Here is a 12,858-nt window from a genome sequence, read left to right as displayed (position 1 = left end):
ACGCCAGCGACGCGTCGACCTGCGGCCACGAGGCCAGGTGCACCGACGGCGCGGCGTCCGGGTCGACCGACCGCACGACGTCCTGCCAGACGCGCTCGGCCAGGAACGGCGCGAGCGGGGCGAGCAGGCGGGTGACGACGTCGAGCACCTCGTGCAGCGTCGACAGGGCGGCGGCGTCGCCGCGCCAGAAGCGGCGGCGCGAGCGGCGGACGTACCAGTTCGACAGGTCGTCGATGAAGGTGGCGAGCAGCGAGCCGGCCGCCTGGGTGTCGAAGCGCTCGAGCGCCTCGGTCACGTCGCCGACGAGCCGGTGGGTCTGCGACAGCAGCCAGCGGTCCAGCACCGGGCGCTCGGCCGGGGCGGGGGCGGTGCTCGTGGCCGGCGACCAGCCCTCGGTGTTGGCGTACAGGACGTGGAACGCCACGGTGTTCCAGTACGTCAGCATGACCTTGCGGACGATCTCGGCCAGCGCGTTGTGGCCGATGCGGCGGGCCGACCACGGCGAGCCGGAGCAGGCCATGAACCAGCGCAGGGCGTCGGCGCCGTGCTCGTCCATGAGCGGCATGGGCAGCAGGATGTTGCCCAGGTGCTTGCTCATCTTGCGGCCGTCCTCGGCCAGGATGTGGCCGAGGCAGACGACGTTCTCGTACGAGCTCTGCTCGAACACGAGCGTGCCGACGGCCATCAGCGAGTAGAACCAGCCGCGGGTCTGGTCGATCGCCTCGCAGATGTACTGCGCCGGGTAGGCGCGCTCGAGCTTCTCGGCCGAGCCGGGCACGTGCGGGTAGCCCCACTGCGCGAACGGCATCGAGCCGGAGTCGAACCAGGCGTCGATGACCTCGGGCACGCGACGGTAGGTGCCCTCCTCGCCGTCGACGGTGAACGTCACGTCGTCGATGTAGGGACGGTGCGGGTCCAGGTCGGCCAGGTCGCGGCCGGCCAGCTCGCCGAGCTCGGCCAGCGAGCCGACGCACACGACCTTGCTCGGGTCGGCGTCGTTGCGCCAGATCGGCAGCGGCGTGCCCCAGTAGCGGCTGCGCGACAGCGCCCAGTCGATGTTGTTGTCGAGCCAGTCGCCGTAGCGGCCGTGCTTGATCGTCTCGGGGAACCAGGACGTCTTCTCGTTCTCGGCGAGCAGCTGGTCCTTGACCTTGGTCGTGCGGACGTACCAGGCCGGCAGCGCGTAGTAGAGAAGCGCGGTGTGGCAGCGCCAGCAGTGGGGGTAGGCGTGCTCGTAGGCCAGCTCGCGGAACAGCAGGCCGCGCTGCTCGAGGTCGGCCACCAGCGTCTTGTCGGCGGTCTTGAAGAACACGCCGCCGACGAGCGGCACGTCGTCCTCGAAGTGGCCGTCGGGACGCACCGGGTTCACGACCGGCAGGCCGTACGCCTTGCCGACCGCCATGTCGTCGGCGCCGAACGCGGGGGACTGGTGCACCAGGCCGGTGCCGTCCTCGGTCGTGACGTACTCGGCCAGGACGACGAAGTGGGCGTCCGCGCTGAAGTCGACGAGCTCGAACGGACGCTCGTACGTCCAGCGCTCCATCTCGCGGCCGCCGATCGTGTCGGTGACCTCCCAGCCCTCGCCGAGCGCCTTCGCCACCAGCGGCTCGGCGACGACGACGGACTCGGTGCCGTTCGTCGCGCGCACGTAGGCGACGTCGGGGTGGACGGCGACGGCGGTGTTCGACACGAGCGTCCACGGCGTGGTCGTCCAGACCAGCAGGGGCGTGCCGGCCCAGGGGCCGCTGGTCAGCGGGAAGCGGACGTAGACCGACGGGTCGACGACGTCCTCGTAGCCCTGCGCGAGCTCGTGGTCGCTCAGGGTGGTGCCGCAGCGCGGGCAGTAGGGCGCGACGCGGAAGTCCTCGCTGAGCAGGCCCTTGTCGAAGATCGTCTTGAGGGCCCACCAGACGCTCTGGACGTACTCGCTGTCCATCGTCCGGTAGGGGTCGGACATGTCGGTCCAGTAGGCCATGCGCTCGGTCATGTCCTCGAACAGGTCGACGTTGCGCAGCACCGACTCGCGGCACTTGGCGTTGAACTCGGCGATGCCGAACGCCTCGATGTCGGGCTTGCCGTTGAAGCCCAGCTCCTTCTCGACCGCGATCTCGACGGGCAGGCCGTGGCAGTCCCAGCCGGCCTTCCGCTCGACGTGGAAGCCCTGCATGGTCTTGAAGCGGGGGAAGACGTCCTTGAACACGCGCGCCTCGACGTGGTGCGTGCCGGGCGTGCCGTTGGCCGTGGGCGGGCCCTCGTAGAACGTCCAGCGCGGGGCGTCCTGGGTGGCCTCGAGCGACGCGTCGAACGTCCGGTTCTCGTCCCAGAACGACAGGATCTCGCGCTCCATCGCCGGCAGGTCGACGTGGGCGGGGACGGGGCGGTACCGAGGCGTCTGCGTCACGACGTGGAAGTCTACGGGGGCGCGCGCGGGGGACGTCCACGGCCGCGTGGGCCGCCGAGTTGTCGCGCGCCCGACGCAGGTCTACTGTCCGGGCATGCCCACCGAGAACCTGGTCGTCCGCGAGGGCGAGGAGCCCTGGACCGACGCCGAGCGCGACGAGGTCCGCGCCGAGCTGCAGAACGATCTCGAGCGCCTGCGCCGCGAGCTGGACCTCTCGGCCCAGGACCTGCAGGACCTGCTGCGCGACGGGGCCGACGGCGCCGGCCGCGACCAGGCCGACGAAGGCTCGGTGGCGCTGGAGCGCGACTCGGAGATGAGCCTGGCCGCCAACCAGCGGATGCTGCTCGTCCAGACCGAGAAGGCGCTCGAGCGGCTCGCCTCCGGCGCGTACGGCGAGTGCGAGTCGTGCGGGCAGCCGATCGGCAAGATGCGGCTCATGGCCTTCCCGCGCGCCACCCTGTGCGTGAGCTGCAAGCAGCGCGAGGAGCGCCGCTGAGGCTGGACCCCTCGGCCGGAGCGGGACGCCGGTCGGCCTAGTCGCGGCCGCGGACGCCCGACGACGTCGGGCGTGCGCTGCGAGCCGTGTGGGACACTCGCCCTGACATGGAAGCCGCGCGAGGAGCGTCGCTGAGCCCCGCCGGAGACGGCCCCGGCTCGCGACCATACGTCCTGACCTTCACCCTCGTCGCCCTCGGCGTGTGGGTGGTCGACCAGCTCACCAAGGTGTGGGCCGTCGAACGGCTGCAGGGCGAGCCCTCGATCGAGGTGCTCCCGCCGGTGCTGAACCTCACCTTCGTGCGCAACCCCGGCGCCGCGTTCGGGATGGGCACGTCCATGACGATCGTGCTCACCATCGTGGCCGTCGCGGTGGCCGTCGTCGTCGTGCGGGCCGCGTCCCGGCTGCGGGACCGGGGCTGGGCGCTCGGCCTGGGCCTGCTGCTCGGCGGTGCCGTGGGCAATCTGACCGACCGCATCTTCCGCGAGCCGTCGGTCCTGCGCGGCCACGTGGTGGACTTCCTGGACTACGGGCCGTTCGTCGGCAACGTCGCCGACGTCGCGCTCACGTTCGCGGCCGTCGTCATCGTGTGGCGCACCCTGCGCGGAGTCGGCCTGGACGGCCAGAAGGTCGAGGACGACGCATGAGCCAGCCCCTGGAGCACAAGGTCCTGCGCGTCCCCGAGGGTCTGGCCGGCGAGCGGGTCGACGCGGCCCTGGCCCGCCTGCTCGGGCTTTCCCGCACCCGGGCGAGCGAGCTCGTGGCCGAGGGCCACGTCCTGCTGGACGGCCAGACCCCGATGAAGTCCGAGCGGGTCATGCCCGGCTCGCTGCTCGAGGCGTCCATCCCGGCCCCGCGCACGGCCGAGGTCGTGGCGCAGGCCGTGGAGGGCATGCGCATCGTGCACGACGACGACGACCTCGTCGTGGTCGACAAGCCGATCGGCGTCGCGGCCCACCCCAGCGTCGGCTGGGAGGGCCCGACGGTGCTCGGCCACCTCGCCGCCGCCGGCTACCGCATCTCGACGTCCGGCGCCCCCGAGCGCCAGGGCATCGTGCACCGCCTGGACGTCGGCACGAGCGGGCTCATGGCCGTGGCCAAGTCCGAGCACGCCTACACGGTCATGAAGCAGGCGTTCCGCACGCGCACCGTCGACAAGACGTACCACGCGCTCGTGCAGGGCCACCCCGACCCGCACACCGGCACGATCGACGCGCCCATCGCGCGGCACCCCAAGCACGACTTCAAGTTCACGGTGAAGGCCGACGGACGACCGAGCATCACGCACTACGACACGCTCGAGGCGCACCGCTACGCGTCCCTGCTGACCATCAAGCTGGAGACCGGCCGCACGCACCAGATCCGCGTCCACATGAGCGCGGTCAAGCACCCGTGCGTCGGCGACCTGCAGTACGGCGCCGACCCGGTGCTGGCCCGCAAGGTCGGCCTGGAGCGCCAGTGGCTGCACGCGGTGAAGCTCGGGTTCCTGCACCCGCGCACCAACGAGTACGTCGAGTTCGAGTCGACCTATCCCGAGGACCTGCAGCGCGCGCTCGACGTCGTCCGCGACCTGGACTAGGTCACCTGAGCGGGCGGTGAGGCCCCGTCGAGCGTGACGTTCGGGGGCACTTTCGGCGCCGGAGTGCCCCCGAACGTCACACTCGACGGTCACCGCCAGCGCGCGGCGCCGGGCCAGGACGTCCACCACGGTGGTGGCGCCAGCGTCCACGAGCGGTAGCGCGCTCGAAGGGCGTCGCGCCGGGCGGCGCGGACGCGACTCGCCAACGCCGTCCGGTCGCGATGGTCCAGCGAGGAGACGCGGACGACGACCAGGCCGGCGCGCTCCAGACGCTCCTCGCGCCGGTTGTCCTTCGCGTGCTGGTGCCGTTCGCGGTGGTGGTCCCCGTCGACCTCCAGGACGAGGCCGGTCTGGGGCTCGAGAAGGTCGACGACGCCCAGCAGCCGCTCGTCCTCGCAGGAGAACACCGGGACGTTGACCTGGAGTCCTGGCACGTCGGCGTCGAGGCGGGCGACGAGCCGGGTGCGCGTCTCCCAGGGGCTCGCCGACCGCGACGAACCGAGCAGCAGGGCCCGCCGTGCTCGTGCCAGCCCTCGGACGCGGCGGTGGGCCGCGAGCGTCCGTTCGACCGCCGCCGGGGAGGTGTGGGCCACGTCGCTGGTGGTCGACGTGGCCATGTCGAGCATGACGACGGCCTCCCGGAGGTCCCCGTGCCCGGCACATCTCGTCGAAGACCGCGCGCGCGAGGGTCGTGACGCGGTAGGCGCCGAGGTCGACCACCTCGTCCGGGTGCAAGAGGCCGCGGTGCGGGCGCACGAGCCCGTCGCGCGTCCGCACCTGCGTCCCGGGCGGGCAGTGGACGGACACGGGCTCCGCCACCGTGTCGCGGACACGGTCGAACCACGGATTGCCCTGGAGCACGAGAGCCGCCCACCCGCCGACGACACCGTGCCGACCGGCCACGGCGACGGCACGGGCGACGTGGTCGAGCAGCGGGCCGGACGGCGCGGACGTGGGACGCACGATCCCGTGCGCGAGACGAGTCCATGCGCGGCCGCGGAGCTCGTCCTTCGTGGTGCCGGAGCGCAGCACGTCGGCGGTGCGTCGGGTGTGCAGCAGGGGATCGGTCATCGGCCCACGGTGCCCTCGGCCTGCTCGCAGCGGCCTGCGCCCGTCCACACCCCCCGTCGGGCGTGACGTTCGAGGGCACGTCGCAGCCGGAAATGCCCCCGAACGTCACGCTCGACGGGGACGCGCCGACGCGCGGGGTGACGCACGTCCCGCCCGGGACGCTGGCGCGCGGTGCGACAATGAGGCGCATGACCCGTGTGCTGCAGCAGTCCGAGAAGCTGAGGGACGTCCTCTACGACATCCGCGGACCGGTCAGCGCACGAGCCGCCCAGATGGAGGCCGAGGGGCACCGCATCCTCAAGCTCAACATCGGCAACCCGCAGCCCTTCGGCTTCGACGCGCCGGCCGAGATTCTGCAGGACGTCATCGCGGCGCTGCCCGTCTCGCAGGGCTACTCCGACTCGCGCGGCATCCTGTCGGCGCGCCGCGCGGTGGTGCACCACTACCAGCTGCAGGACGGCTTCCCGGCGCTCGACATCGACGACGTGTGGCTGGGCAACGGCGTCTCCGAGCTCATCTCGATCGCCCTCCAGGCGCTGCTGGACGACGGCGACGAGGTCCTCATCCCCGTGCCGGACTACCCGCTGTGGACGGCGGTGACGAACCTGGCCGGCGGGCGCCCCGTGCACTACCGCTGCGACGAGGACAACGGCTGGAACCCCGACCTCGAGGACCTGGCGTCGAAGATCACCGACCGCACCAAGGCGATCGTGGTCATCAACCCGAACAACCCCACCGGCGCCGTGTACTCGCGCCGGACGCTCGAGGGCATCGCCGAGCTCGCGCGCAGGCACGGGCTCGTGCTCATGGCCGACGAGATCTACGACAAGATCCTGTACGACGACGCCGAGCACGTCCCGCTGGCGAGCGTCGCCCCGGACGTCATGACGCTCACCTTCAACGGCCTGTCCAAGGCGTACCGCGTGTGCGGCTACCGGGCCGGCTGGATGGTCGTGTCGGGGCCCAAGGAGCACGCGGCGAGCTACCTCGAGGGCGTCAACCTGCTCGCGTCCATGCGGCTGTGCCCGAACGTGCCGGCGCAGCACGCGATCCAGGTCGCGCTCGGCGGCTACCAGTCGATCAAGGAGCTGATCCTGCCCGGCGGACGCCTGCTCGAGCAGCGCGACACCGCGGTCGCCGAGCTGCGCAAGATCCCCGGCGTGAGCGTCGTGCAGCCGCGTGGCGCGCTGTACGCCTTCCCGCGGCTCGACCCCGAGGTCTACCCGGTCAAGGACGACCAGCAGCTGGCGCTGGACCTGCTGATGAAGGAGAAGATCCTCATCACGCCGGGCACCGGCTTCAACTGGCCCGACCCGGACCACCTGCGCATCGTGACCCTGCCGTGGGCCCGCGACCTGGCCGAGGCCATCCAGCGGCTGGGCAGCTTCCTGTCGTCGTACGAGCCCGCCTGACGCCGCGCGGGTGAGTGACCCGCGCAACCGTCCTCGACGGTTGTCAGACCCTGGTGTGAGCATGTGACGCAGACCACGAGGGAGCCTGCGATGACCGACATGATCCGCGCCAGGGGACTGGTGAAGCGCTACAAGGAGGTCGAGGCCCTGGCCGGCCTCGACCTCACCGTGCCGCAGGGCACGGTGCTGGGCCTGCTCGGGCCCAACGGGGCCGGCAAGACGACAGCGGTGCGCATCCTGGCGACGCTGCTGGAGCCCGACGAGGGCACGGCCGAGGTGGCCGGCGTCGACGTGCTCGCCGACCCCGACGGCGTCCGCAGCCGCATCGGGCTGTCGGGCCAGTACGCCGCCGTCGACGAGCACCTGACCGGCTACGAGAACCTCGAGATGGTGGGCCGGCTGTACGGCATGGGCCGGGCCCGCTCCGGCGCCCGGGCGCGCGAGCTGCTCGAGCGCTTCGACCTCGCCGACGCCGGCGACCGTCCGGCCAAGACCTACTCCGGCGGCATGCGCCGCCGGCTCGACCTGGCCGGGGCGCTGGTGGCCGAGCCGCCCGTGCTGATCCTGGACGAGCCGACGACCGGCCTGGACCCGCGCAGCCGACAGCAGATGTGGGCGGTCATCCGCGACCTGGTCGCGTCCGGCGCCACGCTGCTGCTGACGACCCAGTACCTCGAGGAGGCCGACCTGCTGGCCGACGAGATCGTCGTCATCGACCGCGGCCGGGCGATCGCCCAGGGCACGGCCGACGACCTCAAGTCGCAGACCGGCGGCGAGCGCATCGAGGTCGTCGTCGCCGACCCGGCCCGCCGCCCGGACGCCGCCACCGTCCTGGAGCGGGTCGCGCTGGGGGAGGTGCAGGTCGACGAGAACGGGCGCGGCGTCACCGCCGCGGTCGAGGGCGACGGCGCCCACCACCTCATGACCGTCCTGCAGGGGCTGCGCGAGGTCCGCGTCGACGTGCTCGACGTCGGCCTGCGACGTCCGACGCTGGACGACGTCTTCCTCTCCCTCACCGGCCGCACGGCCGAGGAGGAGTCCGCGACCGCCCACGCCGACGTCGAGGAGGTGGCCCGATGAGCGCCGCACGCGTCGCCACCGACGGATGGGTCGTGGCCAAGCGCAACCTGATCAAGATCAAGCGGGTCCCGGAGATCCTGGTCTTCGTCCTGCTCTCGCCGATCATGTTCGTGCTGCTGTTCGCCTACGTCTTCGGCGGTGCGATCGACCCGGGCGGTGGCGTGAACTACCGCGAGTTCCTCATCGGCGGCATCTTCGCCCAGACCGTCGTCTTCGGGGCGACGTTCACCGGCGCGGGGCTGGCCGAGGACATGCAGAAGGGCATCATCGACCGGTTCCGCTCGCTGCCGATGTCGCGCTCGGCGGTGCTGGTGGGCCGCACGGCGTCCGACATCGTCTACAACGTCCTGTCGCTCATCATCATGGCGCTGACCGGCCTGCTGGTCGGGTGGCGGGCGCGCGAGTCGGTGCTGGAGACGCTGGCCGCGTTCGGCCTGCTGATCCTGTTCGCCTACGCGATCAGCTGGGTGATGGGCTACGTCGGGCTGCTGGTGCCGAGCGTCGAGGTGATCAACAACGCCTCGTTCATCGTCATCATGCCGCTCACGTTCGTCTCCAACGCCTTCGTGCCGCTGGAGTCCTTCCCGTCCGGGCTGCGGACGTTCGTCGAGTGGAACCCGGTCTCGGCGCTGACCCAGGCCGTCCGCGAGCTGTTCGGCAACACCAGCGACGCGGTGCCCGTGCCGGACGTGTGGAGCATGCAGCACCCGGCGCTGTACACGCTGCTGTGGGTGGTGCTGATCCTGCTCGTGTTCGTGCCGCTGTCCATCCGCCAGTACCGCTTGTCGACGTCGCGATGAGCGGGGCGCGCCTGCCGATCTCGTCGGTGGCCTGACGTAGGCTGGGGCCCTTCCCCGAAGCGCCCCGGCCTGCGCCTTGCGTGCCGTCGTTCGTCCCTGCCTGAGGAGGCCCTCGCACCCATGCCGAGCGACTCGTCCTTCGTGCACCTGCACGTCCACACGGAGTACTCGATGCTCGACGGGGCGGCGCGCCTGGGGCAGATGTTCGAGCGCACCGCGCAGCTGGAGATGCCGGCCATCGCGATGACCGACCACGGCAACGTGCACGGCGCGTACGACTTCTACTCGCAGGCCAAGAAGGCCGGCGTGAAGCCGATCATCGGCATGGAGGCCTACCTCACGCCCAACACCCACCGCAGCGAGAAGAAGCGCGTGCAGTGGAACAAGGGCGGCGACGACGACGTCTCGGGTGGTGGCGCCTACACCCACATGACGCTGCTGGCCGAGTCCACCGAGGGCATGCACAACCTGTTCCGGATCTCCAGCCGGTCCAGCCTCGAGGGCTACTACTACAAGCCGCGCGCCGACCGCGAGCTGCTGGCCGAGCACGCCCGGGGCATCATCGCCACGACCGGCTGCCCGTCCGGTGAGATCCAGACCTGGCTGCGCATCGGCAACTACGAGAAGGCCCGCGAGAGCGCCGCCGAGTTCCGCGAGATCTTCGGCAAGGACAACTTCTTCCTCGAACTGATGGACCACGGGCTGTCCATCGAGACCCGGGTCCGTGACGGCCTGCTGCGGCTCATGAAGGACCTCGACCTGCCGCCGATCGCGACGAACGACTCGCACTACTCCCACCCCGAGGAGTACAAGGCGCACGAGGCGCTGCTGTGCGTCCAGTCCGGCAGCAACCTGTCCGACCCCAACCGGTTCAAGTTCGACAGCCAGGACTACTACATCAAGTCCCCGGCCGAGATGCGCGAGCTGTGGGAGGACCGGCACGGGCTCAAGGAGGCGTGCGACAACACGCTCCTCATCGCCGAGCGCTGCGAGGTCGAGTTCACCGAGTCCACCGGCGGCTACATGGCGCGCGCCGACGTGCCCGAGGGCGAGACCGAGGAGTCCTGGTTCGTCAAGCAGGTCTGGGCCGGCATCGAGCAGCGCTACCCGGGCGACCGGCTGACCGACGAGGTCCGCGCGCGCGTCGAGATGGAGCTCGACGTCATCCGCACCAAGGGCTACTGCGGCTACTACCTGGTGGTCGCCGACTTCATCAACTGGTCCAAGGACAACGGCATCCGCGTCGGCCCGGTCGTGGCTCGGGCGCCGGCTCCATCGCCGCCTACGCGCTGCGCATCACCGACCTGTGCCCGATCGAGCACGGCCTGATCTTCGAGCGGTTCCTCAACCCCGAGCGCCCCTCGATGCCCGACTTCGACATCGACTTCGACGAGCGTCGCCGCGGCGAGGTCATCCAGTACGTCTCGCGCAAGTACGGCAGCGACCGCGTCGCCCAGATCGCGACGTTCGGACGGATCAAGTCCAAGCAGGCGGTCAAGGACGCCAGCCGCGTCCTGGACTACCCCTTCGCCATGGGCGAGCGCATCACCAAGGCGCTCCCGCCGGACATCATGGGCAAGGGCGTCCCGCTGGGCGAGCTGTTCAACCCCGAGCACAAGCGCTACGGCGACGGCGCGGAGTTCCGCGCGCTGTACGAGCAGGACGCCGACGTCCGCACGGTCGTCGAGACCGCCAAGGGCCTGGAGGGCCTGATCCGCCAGTGGGGCGTCCACGCCGCCGGCGTCATCATGTCCAGCGAGCCGCTGCTCGACATCGTGCCGATCATGAAGCGCGAGCAGGACGGCGCGATCATCACGCAGTTCGACTACCCGATGTGCGAGTCGCTCGGCCTGGTCAAGATGGACTTCCTGGGCCTGCGCAACCTCACGGTCCTCGACGACGCGCTCGTCAACATCAAGGCCAACCGGGGTGAGGACGTCGTCCTGGAGGACCTGCCCTTCGACGACCCGGCCACGTTCGAGCTGCTCTCGCGCGGCGACACGCTCGGCGTCTTCCAGCTCGACGGCGGCCCCATGCGCGCGCTGCTGCGCAGCATGAAGCCGGACAAGTTCGCCGACATCTCGGCCGTCGGCGCGCTCTACCGCCCCGGGCCCATGGGCGCGGACTCACACAACAAGTACGCCCGGCGCAAGAACGGCCGCGAGAAGATCGAGCCGATCCACCCCGAGCTGGAGGAGCCGCTCAAGGACGTCCTCGGCGAGACGTACGGCCTGATCGTCTACCAGGAGCAGGTCATGGCGATCGCCCAGGTGCTGGCCGGGTTCTCGCTCGGACAGGCCGACAACCTGCGCCGCGCCATGGGCAAGAAGAAGAAGTCCGAGCTCGACAAGCAGTACGCGGGCTTCCAGGCCGGCATGCTCGAGCGCGGCTACTCGCAGAAGGCGATCACCACGCTGTGGGAGATCCTGCTGCCCTTCTCCGACTACGCCTTCAACAAGGCGCACTCGGCTGCGTACGGCGTCGTCTCCTACTGGACGGCCTACCTCAAGGCCAACTACCCGGCCGAGTACATGGCCGCGCTGCTCACCAGCGTCCGCGGCGACAAGGACAAGTCGGCGGTCTACCTCAACGAGTGCCGGCGCATGGGCATCAAGGTGCTGCCGCCGGACGTCAACGACTCGGTGGCCAACTTCGCGTCCGTCGGCACCGACATCCGCTTCGGCCTGGCCGCCATCCGCAACGTCGGCGAGAACGTCGTGGCCGAGATCGTCGCCACCCGGCAGGAGAAGGGCGCGTTCACGTCCTTCACCGACTTCCTGCAGAAGGTGCCCGACCGGGTCTGCAACAAGCGTGTCGTCGACTCGCTCATCAAGGCCGGCGGCTTCGACTCGCTCGGTCACCAGCGGCGTGCGCTGGTGACCATCGCCGAGGACGCGGTCGACCAGTACGGCGTGCTGAAGAAGGGCTCGGACGTCCAGGACTCGCTGTTCGGCGGCACCGACGACGAGCTGGCCGGCGTGACGATCACCGTGCCGACCATCCCCGAGTGGGACAAGACCCAGCTGCTGGCCTACGAGCGCGACATGCTCGGCCTGTACGTCTCGGACCACCCGCTGCTCGGCCTGGAGCACGTGCTGCGCGCCAGCAGCGACTGCACCATCGGCGACCTCAACGCCGACGCCGACCGCCCGGACGGCTCCACCGTGCGGCTGTGCGGCCTGGTCAGCGCGGTGTCCAAGCGCATGACCAAGAAGGGCGACACCTGGGCGATCGTGACGCTGGAGGACCTCGAGGGCGCGATCGACGTCCTGGTCTACCCCTCGGCGTACACGCTGGCCGGCCAGTCGCTGGTCCAGGACGCGATCGTCGTGGTCAAGGGTCGGGTCAAGCGCAAGGACGAGGGCCTGGAGGTCAGCGCGATGGAGGTGACCCAGCCGGCGCTCAGCACGAGCGGCTCGGAGGGCCCGATCGTCGTGACGCTGCCGGTCGCCCGGTGCACCCAGGACACCATCGCCCAGTTCAAGCACGTGCTCGGCTCCTACCCGGGCACGGCCGAGGTGCACCTGCGGCTGCAGAGCGCCCAGGGCACCAAGGTGATGCGGCTCGACCGGGGTCTGCGGGTGACGCCGTCGTCGTCGCTCATCGCGGACCTCAAGGAGCTGCTCGGCCCGAGCTGCCTGTCGTGAGGCGCCGTCCGGTCGCGGGCCTGCTGCTCGCCGCGGTGCTGCTCGGCGCCCTCGCCGGCGCGGTGTGGGCCGGCCTGGCCGACCCCGCCCTGCTCGAGGTGCGCGAGCAGGGCATTGTCCTGACCGAGCGCGCGTCGACCGCCGCGATCGACGTCGTGCTGGTCTACCTGGCCGCGGGCGTGGTCGTCTGCCTCCCGCTGGGGGTGCTCACGGCCCGGCTCGTGCCCGGCCCGCGCGGGGTCGCCGTCACGGTCGTGGTCTCGCTGGTCGCGGCGGCCGTCGCCTACGCGACCGGACGCACGCTCGGTCCGCCCCGACCCGTCCGGTCTCACCGGTCTCGCGGCCGGCGACACCGTGCCGCAGCAGCTCGGA

At 71.0% G+C, this 12,858-nt stretch carries 9 protein-coding genes and 1 pseudogene; 8 read left to right on the top strand and 2 right to left on the bottom strand.

What is annotated here, in order from left to right:
- Positions 1-2,347, bottom strand: a 2,347-nt coding sequence (gene ileS / locus AC2W7G_RS03000) for an isoleucine--tRNA ligase (protein WP_485867133.1), incomplete at its 3' end; no start/stop codon positions are given.
- 148 nt (positions 2,348-2,495) lie between these two features.
- Here ileS and AC2W7G_RS02995 point away from each other — a divergent pair.
- The 3 genes from AC2W7G_RS02995 to AC2W7G_RS02985 all read left to right on the top strand — a co-directional run bounded on the left by AC2W7G_RS02995 (position 2,496) and on the right by AC2W7G_RS02985 (position 4,476).
- Positions 2,496-2,897 (top strand): TraR/DksA family transcriptional regulator, encoded by a 402-nt coding sequence (locus AC2W7G_RS02995; protein ID WP_485867132.1) that lies wholly within the window; start codon positions 2,496-2,498, stop codon positions 2,895-2,897.
- A 107-nt stretch (positions 2,898-3,004) separates the two neighbouring features.
- Positions 3,005-3,544, top strand: coding sequence for a signal peptidase II (gene lspA, locus AC2W7G_RS02990; RefSeq protein WP_485867131.1), 540 nt, complete (start codon positions 3,005-3,007; stop codon positions 3,542-3,544).
- Positions 3,541-4,476 carry an RluA family pseudouridine synthase gene (locus tag AC2W7G_RS02985; RefSeq protein WP_485867130.1) on the top strand — a complete coding sequence of 312 codons (936 nt, stop codon included), beginning with the start codon at positions 3,541-3,543 and terminating at the stop codon, positions 4,474-4,476. The genes lspA and AC2W7G_RS02985 overlap by 4 nt, the downstream gene beginning before the upstream one ends.
- Positions 4,477-4,565: 89 nt before the next feature.
- Here AC2W7G_RS02985 and AC2W7G_RS02980 read toward each other — a convergent pair whose 3' ends face one another.
- Positions 4,566-5,102, bottom strand: coding sequence for a DUF559 domain-containing protein (locus tag AC2W7G_RS02980; protein WP_485867129.1), 537 nt, complete (start codon positions 5,100-5,102; stop codon positions 4,566-4,568).
- 633 nt (positions 5,103-5,735) lie between these two features.
- Between AC2W7G_RS02980 and AC2W7G_RS02975 the strand changes: the two genes are divergently transcribed.
- The 5 genes and pseudogenes from AC2W7G_RS02975 to AC2W7G_RS02955 all read left to right on the top strand — a co-directional run.
- Positions 5,736-6,959, top strand: coding sequence for a pyridoxal phosphate-dependent aminotransferase (locus AC2W7G_RS02975; RefSeq protein WP_485867128.1), 1,224 nt, complete (start codon positions 5,736-5,738; stop codon positions 6,957-6,959).
- Between the two features lie 90 nt (positions 6,960-7,049).
- Complete coding sequence (locus AC2W7G_RS02970; RefSeq protein ID WP_485867127.1) at positions 7,050-8,039, top strand: ATP-binding cassette domain-containing protein; 990 nt, start codon at positions 7,050-7,052, stop codon at positions 8,037-8,039.
- Entirely contained in the window at positions 8,036-8,839 is an 804-nt protein-coding gene (locus AC2W7G_RS02965) for an ABC transporter permease (RefSeq protein WP_485867126.1), read from the top strand. Before AC2W7G_RS02970 ends, AC2W7G_RS02965 begins: the two co-directional genes overlap by 4 nt.
- A gap of 120 nt (positions 8,840-8,959) precedes the next feature.
- A pseudogene (gene dnaE, locus AC2W7G_RS02960) lies at positions 8,960-12,486 on the top strand (DNA polymerase III subunit alpha).
- On the top strand, positions 12,483-12,858 hold a 376-nt coding region (locus AC2W7G_RS02955; RefSeq protein ID WP_485867125.1), incomplete at its 3' end, for a hypothetical protein. The pseudogene dnaE and the gene AC2W7G_RS02955, both read left to right, overlap by 4 nt.

The organism is Aeromicrobium sp. PFPM2_SD2 (assembly GCF_057364525.1).
Note: the sequence above shows the minus strand (reverse complement) of the source record. Positions and strands in the feature narration are given on the sequence as shown.

What these genes read in the sequence shown, in the direction of transcription:
- AC2W7G_RS02980 (WP_485867129.1), bottom strand. Translation starts at nt 5,102, where the DNA reads ATGCTCGACATGGCCACGTCGACCACCAGCGACGTGGCCCACACCTCC.
- AC2W7G_RS02975 (WP_485867128.1), top strand. Translation starts at nt 5,736, where the DNA reads ATGACCCGTGTGCTGCAGCAGTCCGAGAAGCTGAGGGACGTCCTCTAC.
- AC2W7G_RS02985 (WP_485867130.1), top strand. Translation starts at nt 3,541, where the DNA reads ATGAGCCAGCCCCTGGAGCACAAGGTCCTGCGCGTCCCCGAGGGTCTG.
- AC2W7G_RS02965 (WP_485867126.1), top strand. Translation starts at nt 8,036, where the DNA reads ATGAGCGCCGCACGCGTCGCCACCGACGGATGGGTCGTGGCCAAGCGC.
- AC2W7G_RS02970 (WP_485867127.1), top strand. Translation starts at nt 7,050, where the DNA reads ATGACCGACATGATCCGCGCCAGGGGACTGGTGAAGCGCTACAAGGAG.
- AC2W7G_RS02995 (WP_485867132.1), top strand. Translation starts at nt 2,496, where the DNA reads ATGCCCACCGAGAACCTGGTCGTCCGCGAGGGCGAGGAGCCCTGGACC.
- lspA (WP_485867131.1), top strand. Translation starts at nt 3,005, where the DNA reads ATGGAAGCCGCGCGAGGAGCGTCGCTGAGCCCCGCCGGAGACGGCCCC.